Source organism: Xanthomonas arboricola (assembly GCF_003353015.1).
GTDB lineage: Bacteria > Pseudomonadota > Gammaproteobacteria > Xanthomonadales > Xanthomonadaceae > Xanthomonas > Xanthomonas arboricola_E.
In genome coordinates, this window is the sequence record NZ_QREM01000009.1 from 1,128,275 (window position 1) to 1,148,061 (window position 19,787).

General features: G+C 66.1%; 15 protein-coding genes and 2 pseudogenes. 5 read left to right on the forward strand and 12 right to left on the reverse strand.

The features are described 5' to 3' along the window. Positions 1-369: 369 nt before the first annotated feature. Entirely contained in the window at positions 370-2,238 is a 1,869-nt protein-coding gene (locus tag C0541_RS15445; RefSeq protein WP_115049667.1) for a methyl-accepting chemotaxis protein, read from the forward strand. A gap of 118 nt (positions 2,239-2,356) precedes the next feature. On the opposite strand, the gene C0541_RS15450 is transcribed toward C0541_RS15445, so the two are convergent. From C0541_RS15450 to rluD, 4 genes are all read right to left on the reverse strand, one after another. Continuing rightward, positions 2,357-2,782: a thiol-disulfide oxidoreductase DCC family protein gene (locus C0541_RS15450; protein ID WP_238601337.1), complete on the reverse strand. Its 426-nt coding sequence runs from the start codon at positions 2,780-2,782 to the stop codon at positions 2,357-2,359. 70 nt (positions 2,783-2,852) lie between these two features. Beyond that, positions 2,853-3,377 (reverse strand): DUF4166 domain-containing protein, encoded by a 525-nt coding sequence (locus C0541_RS15455; protein WP_161960094.1) that lies wholly within the window; start codon positions 3,375-3,377, stop codon positions 2,853-2,855. Between the two features lie 2 nt (positions 3,378-3,379). Further along, positions 3,380-4,195, reverse strand: coding sequence for a peptidoglycan editing factor PgeF (pgeF, locus tag C0541_RS15460; RefSeq protein ID WP_115049671.1), 816 nt, complete (start codon positions 4,193-4,195; stop codon positions 3,380-3,382). 17 nt (positions 4,196-4,212) lie between these two features. Next, a complete protein-coding gene (gene rluD / locus C0541_RS15465; RefSeq protein ID WP_039519395.1) occupies positions 4,213-5,208 on the reverse strand; it encodes a 23S rRNA pseudouridine(1911/1915/1917) synthase RluD in 996 nt (331 codons plus the stop codon). A gap of 120 nt (positions 5,209-5,328) precedes the next feature. On the opposite strand from rluD, the gene C0541_RS15470 reads away from it, so the two are divergent. Both C0541_RS15470 and C0541_RS15475 read left to right on the forward strand, forming a co-directional pair. Continuing rightward, positions 5,329-6,210 carry an outer membrane protein assembly factor BamD gene (locus tag C0541_RS15470; protein WP_115049673.1) on the forward strand — a complete coding sequence of 294 codons (882 nt, stop codon included), beginning with the start codon at positions 5,329-5,331 and terminating at the stop codon, positions 6,208-6,210. Positions 6,211-6,550: 340 nt separating this feature from the next. Continuing rightward, positions 6,551-7,534, forward strand: a complete 984-nt coding sequence (locus C0541_RS15475) for a hypothetical protein (RefSeq protein WP_161960130.1) — start codon at positions 6,551-6,553, stop codon at positions 7,532-7,534. A 9-nt stretch (positions 7,535-7,543) separates the two neighbouring features. Here the strand turns inward: C0541_RS15475 and C0541_RS15480 are convergent, their stop codons facing one another. The 5 genes and pseudogenes from C0541_RS15480 to sucC form a co-directional block, all read right to left on the reverse strand. Beyond that, positions 7,544-9,184 carry an NAD+ synthase gene (locus C0541_RS15480; RefSeq protein ID WP_115049677.1) on the reverse strand — a complete coding sequence of 547 codons (1,641 nt, stop codon included), beginning with the start codon at positions 9,182-9,184 and terminating at the stop codon, positions 7,544-7,546. A 1-nt stretch (position 9,185) separates the two neighbouring features. Further along, a complete protein-coding gene (locus C0541_RS15485; RefSeq protein WP_115049679.1) occupies positions 9,186-9,578 on the reverse strand; it encodes an endonuclease domain-containing protein in 393 nt (130 codons plus the stop codon). 259 nt (positions 9,579-9,837) lie between these two features. Further along, positions 9,838-10,032, reverse strand: coding sequence for a hypothetical protein (locus C0541_RS15490; protein WP_153064995.1), 195 nt, complete (start codon positions 10,030-10,032; stop codon positions 9,838-9,840). Between the two features lie 76 nt (positions 10,033-10,108). Further along, a pseudogene (sucD, locus tag C0541_RS15495) lies at positions 10,109-10,998 on the reverse strand (succinate--CoA ligase subunit alpha). 24 nt (positions 10,999-11,022) lie between these two features. Next, a complete protein-coding gene (sucC, locus tag C0541_RS15500; protein ID WP_064511059.1) occupies positions 11,023-12,192 on the reverse strand; it encodes an ADP-forming succinate--CoA ligase subunit beta in 1,170 nt (389 codons plus the stop codon). Between the two features lie 230 nt (positions 12,193-12,422). Here sucC and C0541_RS15505 point away from each other — a divergent pair, with 230 nt between their 5' ends. Next, positions 12,423-14,036, forward strand: coding sequence for a sensor histidine kinase (locus C0541_RS15505; RefSeq protein ID WP_115049685.1), 1,614 nt, complete (start codon positions 12,423-12,425; stop codon positions 14,034-14,036). 178 nt (positions 14,037-14,214) lie between these two features. After that, positions 14,215-15,609, forward strand: a complete 1,395-nt coding sequence (locus tag C0541_RS15510) for a sigma-54-dependent transcriptional regulator (RefSeq protein ID WP_161960095.1) — start codon at positions 14,215-14,217, stop codon at positions 15,607-15,609. 509 nt (positions 15,610-16,118) lie between these two features. Here the strand turns inward: C0541_RS15510 and pilB are convergent. The 3 genes and pseudogenes from pilB to C0541_RS15525 form a co-directional block, all read right to left on the reverse strand. Next, positions 16,119-17,654, reverse strand: a pseudogene (pilB, locus tag C0541_RS15515) (type IV-A pilus assembly ATPase PilB); the annotation flags it as partial. Positions 17,655-17,688: 34 nt separating this feature from the next. Beyond that, positions 17,689-19,215 carry a hypothetical protein gene (locus C0541_RS15520; RefSeq protein ID WP_115049689.1) on the reverse strand — a complete coding sequence of 509 codons (1,527 nt, stop codon included), beginning with the start codon at positions 19,213-19,215 and terminating at the stop codon, positions 17,689-17,691. Then, a complete protein-coding gene (locus tag C0541_RS15525; protein ID WP_238601356.1) occupies positions 19,185-19,754 on the reverse strand; it encodes a hypothetical protein in 570 nt (189 codons plus the stop codon). The genes C0541_RS15520 and C0541_RS15525 overlap by 31 nt, the downstream gene beginning before the upstream one ends. Positions 19,755-19,787 lie beyond the last annotated feature (33 nt).

Below are 19,787 nucleotides of genomic sequence, written 5' to 3' on the forward strand. Positions count from 1 at the left end.
GTGCTGCTGGGCCGCGCGGCATGGCGCCGGGATCCGGCGCTGCGGGGCGGCGGCGCGGCGGCGCAGCTGTGCGGCGGGTGGCGGGTGGCGGGCCTAGAGGCGGCCATTGAGGCACCCTCATATTTCACCTGAAATTTACAATTCGGAGACACTTCCAAAGCCGCGGATTAGGCTTGAGCGGTGTATCGGTTTGGACTGAAACCGCTTCCAAATCAGAGACATCGGCGTTTTTGGCGATCTGATCGATAGATTCCGACGAACGGTGATTTCACGCCGTCATGATTCGGGCTCGGCCGCCGATACCTCATGGCAGCCCATGCAGTGCAGGTCACCGCTCCCCACCCCGAATCACTCAGTTGGACTCAGCCTATGTCGCCCTCATTCGATGCCACTGCCGTCTCCCGCCCGCCTTCCGGCCGGAGCCTTGCGCGTCTCACCAGGGCCACATGGCTGCCTGCCGCTGCACAGATCGGGCTGCTGGCCCTGCTCACGCTCTACGCCGCCACGCTGCTGCCCGGCGGCGTCTGGGCCGGGGTGGGCCGCTTGCTGCCGGCCTTGCTGGGGCTGGGCGCGGCAAGTGCCGGGCTGTGCTGGTGGTCGCGCCGTCGCAACCTGGCGCAACTCGAACAGGCCATCGGCACGGTGACCGCCATCGGTGACGGCCGCTTCCAGCGCCTGGATCTGCGTACCGCCTCCGGCGAACTCGCGCCGTTGCTGCATGCCCTGCAGGCCACCCAGGACAAGCTGGCCATCCGCATCGATGTGATGGAACAAGGCCTGCGCCATGGCCAGTTCGTGATCAAGGCGCTGGACGACCTGGACACCATGATCCGCATCGCCGACGACGACGGCCAGGTGCTGTTCGCCAACCGCAAGCTGCTGGCGATGCTCAAGCTGATCGAGCCGGATGTACAGAGCTTCCGCCCGAGCTTCCATGCCGAAGGCTTCGTCGGCGGCAGCATCGGCGACATCTATCCGGACAGCCAGGCCGCGATCGATCGCATGCGCGCATTGACCGCCTCCAAGGCGGTGCGCGCACCGTTCTTCGGCCGCCAGATCGACTTCGTCTACAGCCCCATCATCGCCGCCGACGGCACCAAGCTGGGCACCATCGCGCAGTGGGTGGACGTCACCGCGCAGGTCAACGCCGAGCAGACGCTGATCCAGATCATCGATGCCGCCGCGGCCGGCGATTTCAGCCGGCGCATGCAGATCGACGGCATGGACGGGGTGCTGCTGTCGTTGGCGCAGGGCATCAACCGCATCTACGACTCGGTGGAAATCCACCTGGCCGCACTGGCGCGCGTGATCGGCGCGCTGGCCGAAGGGGACCTCACCCAGCGCGTGGATGGCGACGCGCACGGCATCTTTGCGCGGCTGCGCGACGACACCAACCAGACCGTGACCCGGCTGACCGAGATCATCGGCGGCATCCAGAGCGCATCGGACACCATCCGCCAGGCCGCGGTGGAAATCGCCGCCGGCAACACCGACCTGTCCGAGCGTACCGAGCAACAGGCCGCCAATCTGGAAGAAACCGCCAGCTCCATGGAGGAACTGACCTCCACCGTGAAGCAGAACGCCGACAGCGCACTGCAGGCCAACCGGCTGGTGGTGGGCACCGGCGAAGTCGCCCAGAACGGCGGCCAGGTGATGGACGAGGTGGTCGCCACCATGGGCCAGATCAGCACCGCCTCGCGCAAGATCGGCGAGATCATCGGCGTCATCGACGGCATCGCCTTCCAGACCAACATCCTGGCGCTCAATGCCGCGGTGGAAGCCGCACGCGCCGGCGAACAGGGCCGCGGCTTTGCGGTGGTCGCCTCGGAAGTGCGCGCGCTGGCGCGGCGCTCGGCCGATGCGGCCAAGGAGATCAAGACGCTGATCGCCGATTCCACCGACAAGGTCGAGCTGGGTTCGGGCCTGGTGCACCGCGCCGGCGCGACCATGCGCGAGATCGTCGGCTCGGTCAAACACGTCACCGACATCATGAGCGAGATCACCGCCGCCAGCGCCGAGCAGTCCAGCGGCATCGAACAGGTCAACCGCACCGTCGCGCAACTGGACGAAGTCACCCAGCGCAACGCGGCATTGGTGGAAGAAGCCACCGCCGCCGCGCGCAGCCTGGAAGAACAGGCCGTGGAGCTGGCCGATGCGGTGTCGATCTTCCGCCTGCAAGCCGCGCCCAGCGGCAAGCCGAAGGTAGTACACGCAAGTTTCGGAAACGCCGCGGCGTAAAACCGCCGTCACACAACCACCGTAGGAGCGCACCNCGTAGGAGCGCACCTGGGCGCGACGAAGCATTCCCGATAACGCCCCATCGCGCCCGGGGGCGCACCCACGTCGGCCTGCGGCGCTAGTCCAGGAACCGCGTGTGCTGCGCCGGCGTCGGCAGCATGCACTGGTCGGTACGACCGAACCAGCGGTAGCGATTGCGGGCGATCAGGCGATAGCCGATGTCTCGCACACTGCGCGGCACCACGCGCAACAGCGTGGTCAGCCGCCAGACGCCGCCCAACCCGGCCAACACCCGCACGATCGCGTCGCTGTCGATCCACGCACCGCGGTCATCCACCAGCAGAAACGACAACGGGTCGTCCGGATCCAGGCCGTGTTGCCGCAACAGCGCGCGCCCGGCCTGGCCCTGCATTGCGGCGAAGCGATACCGCCCGCGTCGATCGTGACGCAGCAGGAAGCTGACCCAGCCATTGCACAGCAGGCACACGCCATCGAACACGATGGTCGCGGGCACGGCACCTGGCCCACTCTCGGGCGGCTCCACATGAGACGGCTTCGAGTGAGCAGGCTCCAGGTGCGACGGCTCCAGACCAGACGATGCAACAAGCGGTGGATCAACGCGGTTCAAGCCAGCCCTCGTAGCGAATGAACGGGCCGACCAGCGGCAAGTGCACATCGACCAGAAATCCATAACGCCCGGCATCGGCATGCTCGCGGCAACGCACCTGCTCGAACCAGCGCGCCGGCAACCGGATCCAGCCCAATGCCCACACCCGGGTGGCCTGCCAGTACAGCGATCGCGCATCGGCGCGCAGCGCAAATTCAAAGCGCACTGCGCCCAGATGTTCGCGCAAGCGGTTGCCCTCGCGCCACAGGCGCGAATGCATCGGCACGCCGCCAAACCGCCGATGCCAGCGTTCGCCCGTCGCGTCGGCAAGAAACTCCACTGCCACCTCCACCTCGCCACTGCGCGGCAACCGGCTCAGCAATGCCAGCAACGGGACCAGCGCATGCGTGCCGCGCTGGATCCGCGCCCGACCGGCGAAGGTCTGCCGCTGCTGCACCGAATGCAGCGCGCGCACCGGCGCAGGCAGCTGCGCGAACGCGTCCGGCCCCAGCACCTGCGCGAACAACGGCATGCTCAGGGCGCGATCCAGGCCAGCGTGGCCATGCGTCCGCTACGCCGGTCGCGACGATGCGAGAAGAAGCGTTGCGGTTCGGAGATGGTGCACAACCCGCCGCCGTGGATGGCGCTGGCCGGCACACCGGCGCGCTGCAGGCGCTGACGCGCCAATGCATACAGATCCACCCGCCAATGCCCCGGGCGGGTCGCGACGAACGCCGCGCGTGCCTGCGCATCGTGCGCAACGAAGGCGTGGAACACGTCTTCGCCGATTTCATACACCTGCGGTCCCGCTGCCGGCCCCAGCCACGCCACCACCTGCTGTGGCGGCGTACGCATCGCCGCCACGCTGCGCTCCAGCATGCCGTCGGCCAGGCCGCGCCACCCGGCATGCGCGGCGGCCACGTCGCTGCCATCGCGGGCTGCGAGCACGACCGGCAGGCAGTCGGCGGTGAGGATCGCCAGCACCACGCCGGGCACCGCGGTCACCGCTGCGTCGGCAACCGGTTCCTGCGCAGCTGGGGCGGCAGTGCCGGCCGCGCCCACCTGCCTGCCGTGCGCAGGCGCGGGCGCATCGATGCGCAGCACCTCCACGCCATGCACCTGACGCAGCCATTGCGGGGTACCGGGCAATGCCAACGCCTCGACCAGCTGCGCCCGGTTGCGTTCCACCTGCGCCGGCACGTCGCCCTCGGCACTGCTGCGGTTGCCGAGGTTGAGCGTGTCGAACGGCGCCAGCGAGCCGCCCAGGCCGTAGCGCAGCGTGGTCAGCGCATGGATGCGCGGCGGCGCCGGCCAGTCGGCCGGCAGCACGAACGGTGCGACGACTGCCATGTCAGCGGCCGGCCATGTCAGCGACGGGCCAGCTCGGCGGCGCGCGCACTGTCCTCACGCAGCGCCGCCATCAGCCGCTGCAGGTCGGCCGGCACCGGCGCGCTGGCGCGCACCGGCTCGCCGCTGACCGGGTGCAGGAACTCCAGGGTTTCGGCATGCAATGCCTGGCGCTTGAAGGTACGCAGCTCGTGCACCAGTTCGTCGGTCGCGCCCTTGGGCAGCTTGAGCGCACCGCCGTACAGCGGGTCGCCGACGATCGGCGACTTCAGGTGCGCCATGTGCACGCGGATCTGGTGGGTGCGGCCGGTTTCCAGCCGGCATTCCAGCGCGGTATGCGCGCGGAAGCGCTCGCGCAGGCGGTAATGGGTGACCGCATCGCGGCCATCGTCGCGTACCGCCATCTTCAGCCGATCGCGCGGATGGCGGTCGATCGGCGCATTGGCGGTGCCGCCGGAGACCAGCGCGCCCACCACCACCGCCAGGTACTGGCGGTGCACATCGCGTGCGGACAGCTGTTCCACCAGCGCGGTCTGCGCCTGCACGGTGCGCGCCACCACCATCACCCCGCTGGTGTCCTTGTCCAGCCGGTGCACCACGCCGGCGCGCGGCACCGCCGCCAGCGCCGGATCGCGGAACAGCAAGGCGTTGACCAGGGTGCCGTCCGGGTTGCCGGCACCCGGGTGGACCACCAGCCCGGCCGGCTTGTCGATCACCAGCACCTGGTCGTCTTCGTACAGCACGCTCAGCGGGATGTCCTGCGGCGCGGCATGGGTCTGGGTTTCCAGCACCACCTGCACCTGCACGCTCTCGCCGCCGCGCAAGGTGTCGCGCGGGCGCGCCATCTCCCCGTTCAGCAGCGCATCGCCGGACTTGATCCACTCCGACAGGCGCGAACGCGAGAATTCGGGGAACAGCTCGGCCAGCACCGCGTCGAAACGGCGTCCTGCGGCATTGTCGGGCACGATGGCCTGGCGGATGGACGGGTCGAGGGGGTCGGCAGATGGGTCGGACATGGACACAGGCACTCAGGCAAAAGCGGGAATTTGGGGGTCCGGGCGGCGGGAGTCAGTCGCCGGACAGGCCACTAGGCTATCATCGCGCTCTCGTTTTCCTGATGCGTCCTGCCCAGACCCATGATCCGACGGTCCACGTTTTCCGCGCCTGCGCGCCTGATTGCCCTCATGCTGGTCATGGCGTTCGTCGTCACCGGCTGCCACCGCGGCGCCAAGGACAAGAATCCCGACGAGGGCATGCCGGTCGAGCAGCTCTATGGCAAGGGCCACGACCTGATGGAGAAGGGCAACTGGGCCGGCGCCGAAGCCAGCTACAAGCGCCTGATCGCCCAGTACCCGTATGGCCCGTACACCGAGCAGGCGATGATCGAAACCGCCTACGCCCAGTACAAGGCCGGCAAGCACGACGACACCGTCTCCAGCGTCGACCGCTTCATCCGCACCTACCCGACCCATCGCAACATCGCGTACCTGTATTACCTGCGCGGGCTGGCCAACAGCAACCGCGACACGGTGTTCCTGCGCCGCGTGTGGTCGCTGGACCCGAGCCGGCGCGACCTGTCCTCGCCGCAGCAGGCCTACAACGACTTCAACACCGTCACCGACCGCTACCCGAACAGCCGCTACGCGCCGGATGCGCGCAAGCGCATGATCGAGCTGCGCGACGTGTTCGCCCAGCACGAACTGGACAACGCGCTGTACTACCTGCGGCGCAATGCCTGGGTGTCGGCCGCCGGTCGCGCCAACTACCTGCTGGAAACCTATCCGCAAAGCGCCTACCAGTACGACGCAGTGGCGGTGCTGGCCGAGGCCTACACCCACCTGGGCAACAAGACCCTGGCCGCCGACGCACGCCGCGTGCTGGAGCTCAACAGCCCGCAGCATCCGTGGCTGAGCGGCAATTGGCCGAAGTATCCCTGGGCCATCCGCAAGCTCAACCCGTTCGCCGGCGAGAAGTCCGCCGCCACCGGTCAGCGCAATGCACAGATGAGCCGCGACTGAGACATCAGCCGCCGGCGTGAAGAAAAGGGGCCGCAAGGCCCCTTTTCTTGTTGCGGCAGTGCCGCTGCCACAACGCCGGTAGCAGCGTCGCGGCTGAGTGCCGCAGGCGCCTGCCGTGCCTGACGACGGCCAGGCCCGACCGAGCGCCAGGTCGATCGTCCCGCACGACGGACGTGCACGCTTGCACGCCACGCGTCCTCGCACCGCCGAGCGCGCGTGTCTGCGACACCTGCGCGCCTCGCCAGACCCGGCACCAGGTCACCAAACCACCCCCGCGCGCTGCCTATACTCGGTCTCGATGAAGATCCGACTCCCCGCTGGCGCCCGTCCAGGAGGCCGTCTGTCCCGCTGCATCGTCCCGCTCGTGCTCGCCCTACTGGCAGCAATGAGCTCGACCGCCAGCGCGGCGCCCATCGTCTACGGCGTCAACGCCCACGACAGCCGCTCCGCCTACCCGATCGCCCAGGCCGAGGCCCGCTTCCAGCTGCTGGCCGCGCGCAATCTGCGCAGCTACCGCTTCGACGTGGACCCGCGCGATTACGCCACGCTGGATGCGCTGGTCCCGCTGGCGCGCAAGTACGGCATCACGCTGCGCCCGATGGTGTACCCGATGTCGCGCGAGATCGGGTACCAGCTGGCGCGTCGCTATGCGGCCGACATCAAGGTCTGGGAGATCGGCAACGAACAGGATCTGGTGCGCGCCGAGGCCGATGCGCGCATCGCGGCGATGACCACGATGTACCAGGGCATGCGCCAGGCCTCCAACGAACTGGGTGCCGGCTTGCGCTTCACCATCAACATCACCGCCTGCAACAGCGACGACCGCAGCGCCAATGCACGCTGCCCGGATGACCGCAATGGCTCGCTGTGGTTCCTGGCCAAGGCCAAGGCGGCCGGCTTCAACTTCGACCACATCAGCTTCCATTACTACGCCTTCCACCAGGACGCCGGCTACTGGAGCACGTTGTATCTGGGCCAGCTGCGCACTGCCGCGCAGACCTACAAGACACCGGTGTTCTTCAACGAGCTGAACTGTGCGGAGATCTACACCGGCAATACCACCGGCGGTGCGGAAGGCGACCGCGGCTGCTACGACAGCCTGGCGCAGCTGCTGCGCAACGTGCGCGACAACTACGCCGACGTGGTGTCCGAGGTGAATGTCTACGAATTGCTGGACCAGACCAGCATCCAGGGCGCCGAAGGCCATTTCGGCCTGATGTATGACCTGACGCGGCCCAAGCCGACCCTGGACCTGCTCACCCGCTTTGCCAAGGCGCCGGCCGCCGCAGCGGTGGCGGGTGCACCGGGCTACCGGCCGGAATAGCCGTTCGAGCTACTGCCCGGAATACCCATTGGTGATCGGGTAACGCCGCTCGCGACCGAACGCGCGTCGCGACACCTTCGGCCCGGGCGCGGCCTGGTGGCGCTTCCATTCGTTGAGCCGCACCAGCCGCAGCACGTGTTCCACCGTATCGGCGGCGTAGCCGGCCGCGACGATGTCGTCGCGCGACTGCTCTTGGTCGACGTAGCGATACAGGATCCCGTCCAGCACATCGTAGGGCGGCAACGAATCCTGGTCGGTCTGGTTGTCGCGCAACTCGGCCGAGGGTGGGCGCGAAATCACTGCCGGCGGAATCACCGGCGCCCCGCCCACGGTATTGCGCCACTTGGCCAGGCCGAATACTTCGGTCTTGTAAAGGTCCTTGAGCGGGGCGTAGCCGCCGCACATGTCGCCGTAGATGGTGGCGTACCCCACCGCGTACTCGCTCTTGTTGCCGGTGGTCAGCAGCAGCCCGCCGAACTTGTTGGACAGCGCCATCAGGATCACCCCGCGGCTGCGCGACTGCAGGTTCTCCTCGGTGATGTCCGGCTGGGTGCCTTCGAACATCGGCCCCAGTGCGGCGAGCAACCCTTCGAACGCCGGCTCGATCGCGATGGTTTCCAGCTTGACGCCCAGCGCGCGGCATTGCTCGTCGGCCAGGTCGTTGGACAGATTGGCCGTGTAGCGCGACGGCAGCCGCACCGCGGTGACGTTGTCGCCGCCCAGCGCGTCGACCGCCATCGCCAGCACCAGCGCCGAATCGATGCCGCCGGACAGGCCCAGCCACACCTTGCTGAAACCGTTCTTTCGGCAATAGTCCTGCAGCCCGCGCACCACGGCGCGCCAGGCCAGCGCATCCATGCTTTCGTCGCCGTCGTCCACCCACACCACCGGGGTGAAGCTGCGCTCGCCGGCGGCGTAGTCCACCACCAGCCACTGATCGACGAACGCGGCGGCGGCCGGATGCACGGTGCCGTCGCCATCGGCCACCACCGAGGCGCCGTCGAACACCAGCGCATCCTGCCCACCGACCACGTTGAGGTAGGCAATCGCCGCCCCGCTCTCGCGGGTGCGTTCGGCCAGCAAGGCATCGCGCTGCGCATGCTTGCCGCGCTCGTAGGGCGAGGCGTTGGGCACCAGCACCAGCTCGGCGCCGGCCTGCACGGTCCTGGCCAACGGCTCGACAAACCACAGGTCCTCGCAGATCACCACGCCCACCTGCACGCCCTTGACCGTGATCACGCAGTTGTCGCCATCCGGGTCCACGTCGAAATAGCGGCGCTCGTCGAATACCGCGTAATTGGGCAGCTCGCGCTTGCGGTACGTCGCCTCGATGCGCCCGTCGCGCAACACGCTGGCGGCGTTGTAGACCACGCTGCCGGCACTCTGCGGCCAGCCGACCACCGCCACGACCCCGCGCGTGCTGGCGGCGATGCGCGCCAGCGCTTCCTCACAATGGGCCAGAAAACCGGGCCGCAGCAGCAGATCCTCCGGCGGGTAGCCGCTGATCGCCAGCTCGGGAAACAGCACGATGTCCGCATCGAACTCGTCGCGCGCTGCCGCGATGAAGTCGATGATGCGATCGGTATTGCGCGCCACGGCGCCGACCGGGAAGTCGAACTGCGCCATGGCGATGCGGAGCGTCTGGGACATGTCAACGGCCTTGTGCGTGTGTTTTCCGAAGCACGGAAGCGGAAAGGGAGGAATGAGCCGCAAGCAGACCTCGCACGATCATCTCGCAGACGTCGTCGCCGCTGGCCAGCACTGCATTATTCCAGAAGCGCAGCACCTGGAAGCCCTCGCAGCGCAGGAACGCATCGCGCGCGGCGTCCGCGTCCGGCAGCAGGTGCTGGCTACCGTCGATTTCGACGATCAACGCCCGTGCGAGGCAGACGAAATCGACGATGTAGGGCCCGATGGGGACCTGACGCCGGAACTTGAAGCCGAGCAGGCGTCGATCTCGCAACCGATACCAGAGTGCGCGCTCGGCGGCGGTCATCTCACGTCGCAGGTGCTTGGCGAATCCGGTCTTGGCGGCGTGGCGCATGGATATTCCCGGCAGGAGGATGGCCACGATGGCTGGTGCCGCCCGGGTGGCGCTATCGGTGTTGATGGCGCCTTGGCGTCGGAGATCGCCGCGTGGGAAGCACCCTCACCCCTCCCCCTCTCCCGCAGGCGGGAGGGGGGATGTCGCGTCCGGCGGGGTGCGGCCGGTGGGGCCTTGCCGGCGGAGGCGTGGGCAGCGGGAGTTGCACGACTGTGGCGTGCTCCCTCGATCCAGCAGGGAACGACCAACCTGACAGGCCTTAAAAGCAGGATCGCAGCAGCATCTCCTGCTGTTGCTCCTGCTGTTGCTCCTGCTGTTGCTCCTGCTGTTGCTCCTGCTGTTGCTCCTGCTGTTGCTCCTGCTGTTGCTGTTGCTGTTGCTGTTGCTGGTGCTGTTGCTGGTGCTCCCTTCTCCCGCCTGCGGGAGAAGGTGCCCGAAGGGCGGATGAGGGCATGCTCTCAAACACCCACAAAAAAAGGCCGCCCGAAGGCGGCCTCTCTGACGCTCACACGCTTGCGCGCGCGGCGTGCTTACTTCACCAGCGCAGCAATCGCCGCACCCAGATCGCCCGGCGAACGGACGGTCTTGACGCCAGCAGCTTCCATCGCCGCGAACTTGCCTTCGGCAGTACCCTTGCCGCCCGATGCGATCGCACCGGCGTGGCCCATGCGCTTGCCGGCCGGGGCCGAGGCGCCGGCGATGAAGCCGACCACCGGCTTCTTGACGTGGTTCTTGATGTACTCGGCACCGGCTTCCTCGGCGTCGCCACCGATTTCGCCAACCATGATGATGCCTTCGGTCTGCGGGTCTTCGTTGAACAGCTTGAGGCAGTCGACGAAGTTCAGGCCGTTGATCGGGTCGCCGCCGATACCGATGCAGGTGCTCTGGCCCCTGTCTCTTATACACATCTAGNTAGATGTGTAGGAGAGACAGCTTCATAGGTCAGGGTGCCCGAACGCGACACGATGCCGATCTTGCCCGGCTTGTGGATGTGGCCCGGCATGATGCCGATCTTGCACTCGCCCGGGGTGATCACGCCGGGGCAGTTCGGCCCGATCAGCACGGTGTCCGGATGCGAGCGGGTCAGCACGTTCTTGACGCGCAGCATGTCCAGCACCGGAATGCCTTCGGTGATGCAGACGATGACCTTGATGCCGGCCGCAGCCGCTTCCAGGATCGCATCGGCCGCATACGGCGGCGGCACGTAGATCACCGACGCGTCTGCGCCGGTGGCCTTGACGGCGTCGGCCACGGTGTTGAACACCGGCAGGTCGATATGCGTGGTACCGCCCTTGCCGGGGGTCACGCCGCCGACGACCTGGGTGCCGTACTCGACCATCTGGGTGGCGTGGAAGGTGCCCTGCTGGCCGGTGAAGCCCTGCACGATCACCTTGGTGTTCTTGTTAATCAAAACGGACATGGATAGTTCCTTCGGTGTCGTGAATCAGGCGGCGTTCTTGACAGCTTCGACGACCTTCTTGGCACCGTCGTTGATGTTGTCGGCCGGGATGATGGCCATGCCGCTGTCGCGCAGCAGCTGCTTGCCTTCTTCCACGTTGGTACCTTCCAGGCGCACCACGACCGGAACCTTGACGCCCACTTCCTTGACTGCCGCGATGATGCCCTCGGCAATCATGTCGCAGCGGACGATGCCGCCGAAGATGTTGACGAAGATGCCTTCGACCTTATCCGAGGACAGGATCAGCTTGAACGCCTCGATGACGCGCTGCTTGTTGGCGCCGCCGCCCACGTCCAGGAAGTTCGCCGGCTCGCCGCCGTTGAGCTTGATCACGTCCATGGTGGCCATCGCCAGGCCGGCGCCGTTGACCATGCAACCGATGTTGCCGTCCATGGTGACGTAGTTGATGTCCAGCTCCGACGCGGTCACTTCGGTTTCGTCTTCCTGCGTCTTGTCGCGCATGGCGACCAGCTGCTTCTGACGGAACGCGGCGTTGTCGTCGCTGTCGAACTTGCCGTCCAGCGCGTACAGGTTGCCGTCGTCCAGGATCGCCAGCGGGTTGATTTCAACCAGCGCCAGGTCCTTTTCGTTGAACAGGCGGTACAGGTTCACCATGATGCTGGCGAACTGGCCGGCCTGCTTGGCATTCAGACCCAGCTTGAAGCCGAAATCGCGGCCGTGGTAGCCCTGCACGCCTTCGACGAAATCGACGTTGAGCGAATGGATCAGCTCCGGCGTCTCGGCGGCGACCTGCTCGATCTCCACGCCACCCTCGCTGGAGGCGATGTAGGTGATGGTCTTGGTGCCGCGGTCGACCAGGATCGACAGGTACAGCTCCTTGACGATCTCGCCGGCGGTGGTCACCAGCACCAGGTTGATCGGCAGCTCGACGCCGGCGGTCTGGTAGGTGGACATCTTGGTGCCGAGCATCTTCGCCGCTGCGGCCTTCACGTCGTCGGTGGTCTTGCAGAACTTGACGCCGCCAGCCTTACCGCGACCGCCCGCGTGGATCTGCGCCTTCACCATCCAGGGGCCCTTGCCCAGGGAATTGGCGACTTCAACCGCTTCGTCCGGGGTCGCCGCGACCTTGCCGGCCGGAACGGGGATGCCGTACTCGGCAAGCAGCTGTTTTGACTGGTATTCGTGGAAATTCATGCGTCACCGTGGGAAAAGGAAACGACCGCTGCGTGCAACGCAGACCGCCGGGGCGGCACGTCAAGAGACGCGAACGGGCCGCCTATTGTGGCCGACCACGCCGTGCGGCGCAAAAGTCGGCCGAAGTGCCCGCCGCGGGCGGCGCTTGCGCGCAGCCCGGCACTGTGCGCAAGCGCTGCGCGGGCCGCGCACCTGCCTATACTCGCGGCTTGCTCCAGCGGGGAATCGGCTTGCCATCCAGCCCATCGCTTATCGACCGGATCCAGTCCGCGCCGCAGCGCGAGCTGTACTTCTTTTCGCTGTACCGGGTGCTGGTGGCCGGGCTGATCGCCGCACTGGTATTCAGCCCCTTGTCCGACGCCATCCCGGAGCCGCGCTACCCGCGCCTGGCGGCCGGCGTGGCGATCGGCTACCTGGCGATGGCCATCCCGCTGCTGTTCCGGGGCCGCAACGAACGTCGCCTAACCGCCACCGTGCTGTGCGCGGTGATCGCCGACATCCTCGCCGCGACGCTGGCCACGCATGCGCTGCCCGGCGCCAGCGCCGGCATCGCGATGATGCTGCTGTTCAATGTCGCCGCCGCCTCGATCCTGCTGCGCCTGCGCTACGGCATGAGCATTGCCGTGCTCGCCAGCTCCGCCACCGTGCTCGAATACCTGTGGACCGTGCTGGAAGGCGGCGGCGCCACCCGCCCGATCGCCGAACTGGCGATGTTCGCCACCAGCTATGTGGCGGTGGCCTTCATCTGCGAACAGATCGCCTCGCGGGCGCGCCGCAATCAGGTACTGGCCGAGGAGCGCGGCGCGCAGGTCGCCAACCTGTACGAGATCAACGAACTGATCATCCGCCGCATGCGCACCGGCGTGCTGGTGGTCGATACGCACAACCGCATCACCCTGGCCAACGAGGCGGCGCTGGCGCTGCTCGGCGATGGCGACCAGCGCAACGCCCCGGCGGACCTGTCGCTGGCCGCGTTGATTCCCGAACTGTCGCGCCGCCTGCAGCGCTGGCGCAGCGGCTGGCGGGAGGAGGAGGCTCCGCTGCAACTGGGCGCCGACCGCCCGGAAGTGCAGCCGCGCTTCGTGCGCCTGCTCGCCGACAGCGACCTGGTGCTGGTGTTCCTGGACGATGCCAGCGTGGTGTCGCGGCGTGCCGAATCGCTCACCCTGTCGGCAATGGGGCGCTTTTCCGCCAGCCTGGCGCATGAGATCCGCAACCCGCTGGCGGCGATCAGCTACGCCTCGCAGTTGCTGGAAGAATCCCCGGACATCGGCGACGCCGACCGCCGCCTGCTGCAGATCATCCACCAGCAATGCCAGCGCACCAACGGCATCGTCGAAAGCGTGCTCGCGCTGGCCCGGCGCGAACGCGCCAACCCGGACAACCTGGACCTGGCCGCGTTCGTGCGCCGCTTCGTGGTCGAGTACCGGCAGACCCTGTCGATGGAGACCGACATCCTGGAGGCCAGCATCCAGGGCAGTGCCGTGCATGCGTTGATCGACCCCAAGCACCTGCACCAGATCCTGACCGCGCTGGTGCACAACGCGCTCAAGTACGGCCGGGTCCTGGACGAGCCGGCGCGGGTGAAACTGCGCGTCGAACGCCTGGAACGCATGGCGGTGATCGACGTCATCGACCGCGGCCCCGGCATCCCGGAGACGGTGGCCGCCCAACTGTTCCGCCCGTTCTACACCACCTCCGAGCACGGCACCGGGCTGGGCCTGTACATCGCCCAGGAGCTGTGCCGCGCCAACCAGGCGCAACTGGACTATGTGTCGGTGCCGGGCGGCGGCGCCTGTTTCCGGATCCTGTTGCAGGGGCCCAACAGCCTGCTGGGGAAATAAGCGGGACCGTGGAGTGCCGGGGGCAGGCAGGGTGCGCATCTGCTGCGAACGCGTGCCTGCGGCCAGCCGCTGCGCATCGTGCGCCCTGCCGGGCGCCGATGTTTGATCAGGTGAATCGTTAGGCCCGGACTCGACCGGCAATTGTCGACGGTCGTCGCCGTGGGCTATCGTGCGCCACATGAACGAACCGAAAAGTGCCCTGGTTGTCGATGACGAGCGCGATATCCGTGAGCTGCTTGTCCTCACCCTGGGCCGGATGGGCCTGCGCATCAGCACCGCCGCCAACCTGGCCGAAGCGCGCGAGCTGCTGGCCAACAACCCCTACGACCTGTGCCTGACCGACATGCGCTTGCCCGACGGCAACGGCATCGAACTGGTCACCGAAATCGCCAAACACTATCCGCAGACCCCGGTGGCGATGATCACCGCGTTCGGCAGCATGGACCTGGCGGTGGAAGCCCTGAAGGCCGGCGCCTTCGACTTCGTCAGCAAGCCGGTGGACATCAGCGTGCTGCGCGGCCTGGTCAAGCACGCACTGGAATTGAACAACCGCGACCGCCCGGCCCCGCCGGCGCCGCCGCCGGAACAGGCCAGCCGCCTGCTCGGCGATTCCAGCGCGATGGAAAGCCTGCGGACCACGATCGGCAAGGTGGCGCGCAGCCAGGCGCCGGTCTACATCGTCGGCGAATCGGGCGTGGGCAAGGAGCTGGTCGCGCGCACCATCCACGAACAGGGCGCCCGCGCGGCCGGCCCGTTCGTGCCGGTCAACTGCGGCGCCATTCCGGCCGAACTGATGGAAAGCGAGTTCTTCGGCCACAAGAAAGGCAGCTTCACCGGCGCGCATGCCGACAAGCCCGGCCTGTTCCAGGCCGCGCATGGCGGCACGTTGTTCCTGGACGAGGTGGCCGAGCTGCCGCTGCAGATGCAGGTCAAGCTGCTGCGCGCGATCCAGGAAAAATCGGTGCGCCCGGTCGGCGCCTCCAGCGAGTCGCTGGTGGACGTGCGCATCCTCTCGGCCACGCACAAGAACCTCGGCGACCTGGTCTCCGACGGCCGCTTCCGCCACGACCTGTACTACCGCATCAACGTGATCGAACTGCGCGTGCCGCCGCTGCGCGAACGCGGCGGCGACCTGCCACAGCTGGCCGCGGCGATCATCGCCCGCCTGGCGCACAGCCATGGCCGCCCGATTCCGCTGCTGACCCAGTCCGCGCTCGACGCGCTGGACCAGTACGGCTTCCCGGGCAACGTGCGCGAGCTGGAAAACATCCTCGAACGCGCCCTGGCGCTGGCCGAAGACGACCAGATCAGCGCCACCGACCTGCGCCTGCCCGCCCACGGCGGCCACCGCCTGGCCGCCACCCCCGGCAGCGCCGCGGTCGAGCCGCGCGAAGCCGTGGTCGACATCGACCCCGCCTCGGCTGCCCTACCCTCCTACATCGAGCAACTGGAACGCGCCGCGATCCAGAAGGCGCTGGAGGAGAATCGCTGGAACAAGACCAAGACCGCCGCGCAGCTGGGCATCACGTTTCGGGCGTTGCGGTACAAGCTGAAGAAGTTGGGGATGGAGTAGAAAAGGTGGGATTGGGATTGGGATTGGGATTGGGATTGGGGAGTGGAATTAGGGAGTGGAATTAGGAATCAGGGAGTGGAATTAGGGTTTAGGGAGTGGAATTAGTAATTAGGAATTGGGGATTGGGGATTGGGGGAATCGGGAATCGGGAATCGGGAATCGGGAATCGGGAAAACGTTACCGTTCGATAGCTCTTGCGGGGCCGAAGCGAAGTCGCTATCAGCACACGCATGGCTCGCCTTCGATTCCCCAATCCCACTCCGACGCCCGCCGCTCAGCCCTTTCACGTCGGCGCAAGAAACTGCACGAGGCAGCTCAAAGCACCACCAACCCGCAATGCAAAGCACGCTACATGCCCTTCTCCCGCCTGCGGGAGAAGGTGCCCGAAGGGCGGATGAGGGCGCTCAGTCNGCGACCTTCGGCACGCAGGTGTCTGCCGGCTTGCCCGAGTCGCTGGCGGCGATCCAGGCGCCTGTCTCTTACGCACATCTAGATGTGTATAAGAGACAGCCTTCGGTGCACTCGTCGCAACCGACTGCCTCATACAGCTCGATACCGGCAGCAATCTGCGCCGGCGTGAATCCTTCGGCCAGCAACGCATGCTCGGGCAAGGTCGACTTACGCTTGCAGTTGTTGCACAACCGCCGCGCCAGGCGCTGCGCAATCACCAACGTCACCGACGAGGTAATGTTGTACGGCGCGATGCCCATGTTCATCAAACGCGCGATGGTCTGCGGCGCATCGTTGGTGTGCAGCGTCGACAGCACCATGTGACCGGTCTGCGCCGCCTTGATCGCAATCTCGGCCGTCTCCAGGTCGCGGATTTCGCCGACCATGATGATGTCCGGATCCTGGCGCAGGAACGAGCGTAGCGCCGCCGCAAACGTCATGCCGCGTTTGACGTTCTGCTGCACCTGATTGACACCAGGCAAGCGGATTTCGACCGGGTCCTCGGCCGTAGAGATGTTGCGCGTCTCGTCGTTGAGAATGCCCAGCGCCGTATACAGCGACACCGTCTTGCCCGAACCAGTCGGCCCGGTCACCAGCACCATCCCGTAGGGCTTGTGAATCGCATCCAGGAACAGCTTCTGCTGATCCGCCTCGTAGCCCAGCTTCTCGATCCCCAGCTTGGCTGCACTGGCGTCCAGAATACGCAGCACCACCTTCTCCCCGAACAAGGTCGGCAAGGTGCTCACGCGGAAGTCGATCTGCTTGGTCTTGGACAGGTTGAGCTTGATGCGCCCGTCCTGCGGCACCCGCTTCTCGGCGATATCCAGCTGCGACATCACCTTCAGGCGTGCCGCGATGCGCTGGTTCAGCTTCACCGGCGCCTTGGCCACGTTCTTCAGCAAACCGTCGATGCGCAGCCGCACCCGGTAGTCGTCCTCATAGGGCTCGAAATGGATGTCGGAGGCTCCCCGCCGGATCGCATCCACCAGCACCTTGTTGACGAACTTCACCACCGGCGTGTCGTCACCCTTGGCATCGACCCCGGAATCCCCGCCGGCGCCCATGTCCTCGTCGCCGGCCGACACGTCCAGGTCGCCCATCCCCTCATCATCGTCCCCGAGCGACGAGCCCAACGACGCGTTGCTGGCTTGCCACTGCTCCAAGGTACGACGGATCTGGTCCTCGTCGACCAGGATCGGCTCGACCACCAGGTTGGTATGGAACTTGATGTCGTCCAGCGCCCGGGTCTGGGTCGGGTTGCTCACCCCCACGAACAACCGGTTGCCGCGCTTGAACAGCGGCAGCACCTGGTACTTCTGGAGCAACTCTTCGCTGACCAGCTTGACCGCGTTCTGATTGGCGTCGAAGACCGACACATCCATCAGCGGCATACCGAATTCCACGGCATTGGCTGCCGCCAGTTGTGCCGCCGACACCAGTTTTCTTTCGGCAAACCACTGAGGAAGCGGCACCTTGGCAGCGGCCGCCTGTTCCATCGCCGTCCGCGCAGCGGCTTCCTCCAGGGCGCCATCCTGCACAAGGCGACGAGCGATGCCGGTGATGCCAACGAGGTTAGTGGTAGCTACTGAATTCATCGTTTGATTCCCGCTGATGTCCCCATCTCCCCGATCATCGGGACGATGCTCCATATTTATACTCAGTCAACATTCTTAGATCAGTATTGACCTCGACTGGTCGCCCGGCCCGCTCTTCCACCACATCAACGCCTACGAGATTGGCCGAGGTGACCTTCCGCACAGCGGCCACATCAGACGCATTGGCCGGATCAAAGACCGGCCGGCCATGCATTCGGGTCGCGTAAATGGCTTCGCCACCAGCGTGAAGCGTATCGCGGAAGTCGCGCCGTGACATGATGACACTGTTGCCAAACAGATAGGCCTGCGGAAACTCCGAAGTTGCCGTCTTGAGTACCTCTGGAGACCCGGTGGCATTCACCAACGCTACGCCTGAATCGGACAGATGCGCGCCAACCAGGCGAAAGAACTCCTGCGAGAGAAGCATCGTCGCACCAGAACGCCAATGGAAGGTGCTGTTTACCACGATCGCATCGTAGCGCGCGCCCCCTTGTGCCCTCAACCAGCGACGACCGTCGTCGATATGGATGTGGACACGCGGATCCTGCAGGATCGGTGCGACCTGTGGGTGATCGGCGATCAACTCGAGATAGCCCGGATGGATCTCAACAACGTCCACGCGCTCCACAGTCGGGAATGATGCAATCACACGCGTCCAGCTGCCGCCGCTAAGACCGATCACGAGCACACGCTTGGGATTCGGCACAGCCGCCATGGCTGCATAGACACGATCGATCTTGTTACTGTTCAATCGCAGATCGACGTTGATGCGCCCGTCGTACACGTTGCCGCCAAATACGATGTCTCCTTGTGGGTCGGTGATCGTATGGATGATTCCTTCCTTGCGCTCCAGCAGCCAGTCGGCCTGAGCCCCCCCCGTCGCCATCACGATGCGGCTGGCAAGCGCCGGCAATGCAGGCTGGAGTACAAGTGCCGCAATCGCGACCACCACTGCAGGCACCGCCAGTGGGCGGGGGCCAGCCAGCCACATCCCTGCCACCGCAGTGACAGTGGCGACACCGACGAAAAGCTGCTCCATCGCCATCACATCCATCAGCCAGAGCGTGACGATCAGTGGACCGAGGGTACATCCCGCCACATTGGCGAAGTAGACCTTGGAGAACGACCCCCCTTTCCACGCCACTGCATCATTGCTGCCCAGATGGTGCACCACCGGGAACAATGCACTCTTCAGCGCAGCGGTTGCGATCACCAGAGGCAGCATTGCCACAGTCACGGGAAGAAAACCGATCCCCCAAGAAAACAGGAAAGGGGCGGCGATATCGACCAGCGCGGACAGCAACAGCACGAGCGACGCGCGACGCCTGATGTCCAGGACCCGGCCAACGCACAGGCGGCGCCCCAGCTGCGCTCCTACCGCGATACCCAGAAGATACAACGCGAGGATCATCGCGAAAGTCTCTGGCAGACCACCGGTCGCGAATCCCGCAAGCCGCACCCACAGCACTTCCTGCACCAGACTCGCCGCGCCCACAAGGAAAGCAACACCCCGCGGCATCCATTTCAAGCTCATGCCGCCGCCCTCCGCACCAGAAACCATCCGCCGAGGGCGACCGTTGCATTGATGGCTGCCGCCAGCCAGGTGACCTGCCGCAAATCCATGATATGAAACAGATAAAGACCGGTCCCGATGGCCCCCGATGCCGCGCCCATCGTATTGGCGAGATAAAGCGAACCTGTCGCCTCACCTACGTTGCGGACAACACGGTCCAGCAGGATCACCAGAATCGGCAAGGTCATCCCCATCAAGGTTGTCGGCACGATCAACGCAAGCAGTGCACCGAACACGACGACCCCATGCCCGAGCCCACCAGCATGCATCATGACCAGATCGATCAGAGCGACACTGCAGATGCCATAACAGGCAATACCAAGCTCCACTGCGAGAAACCATCGCAGTGGGCTCCTGGCACGGTCCGCGGCCCAGCCCCCGATCAGCGCCCCGAGCCCAAGCCCAAGCATGAATACCGAGACGATGACCGCGACAGACAGCGTGTCCGCTCCCAGACCCGAAAAAAGGACACGCTGCCAGCTCACCTGGTAGATCAATGCCGCAGCACCGGAGAGGAAAAACAACACGCCCAAGGATGAAATCCACCCCGTTTTCCCGGA

Bases quoted from the DNA above. Each gene is read 5' to 3' on its own strand.
- C0541_RS15445 (WP_115049667.1), top strand. From the start codon at position 370: ATGTCGCCCTCATTCGATGCCACTGCCGTCTCCCGCCCGCCTTCCGGC.
- C0541_RS15455 (WP_161960094.1), bottom strand. From the start codon at position 3,377: ATGCCGTTGTTCGCGCAGGTGCTGGGGCCGGACGCGTTCGCGCAGCTG.
- pgeF (WP_115049671.1), bottom strand. From the start codon at position 4,195: ATGGCAGTCGTCGCACCGTTCGTGCTGCCGGCCGACTGGCCGGCGCCG.
- rluD (WP_039519395.1), bottom strand. From the start codon at position 5,208: ATGTCCGACCCATCTGCCGACCCCCTCGACCCGTCCATCCGCCAGGCC.
- C0541_RS15470 (WP_115049673.1), top strand. From the start codon at position 5,329: ATGATCCGACGGTCCACGTTTTCCGCGCCTGCGCGCCTGATTGCCCTC.
- C0541_RS15480 (WP_115049677.1), bottom strand. From the start codon at position 9,184: ATGTCCCAGACGCTCCGCATCGCCATGGCGCAGTTCGACTTCCCGGTC.
- C0541_RS15485 (WP_115049679.1), bottom strand. From the start codon at position 9,578: ATGCGCCACGCCGCCAAGACCGGATTCGCCAAGCACCTGCGACGTGAG.
- C0541_RS15490 (WP_153064995.1), bottom strand. From the start codon at position 10,032: ATGCCCTCATCCGCCCTTCGGGCACCTTCTCCCGCAGGCGGGAGAAGG.
- sucC (WP_064511059.1), bottom strand. From the start codon at position 12,192: ATGAATTTCCACGAATACCAGTCAAAACAGCTGCTTGCCGAGTACGGC.
- C0541_RS15510 (WP_161960095.1), top strand. From the start codon at position 14,215: ATGAACGAACCGAAAAGTGCCCTGGTTGTCGATGACGAGCGCGATATC.
- C0541_RS15520 (WP_115049689.1), bottom strand. From the start codon at position 19,215: ATGGTTTCTGGTGCGGAGGGCGGCGGCATGAGCTTGAAATGGATGCCG.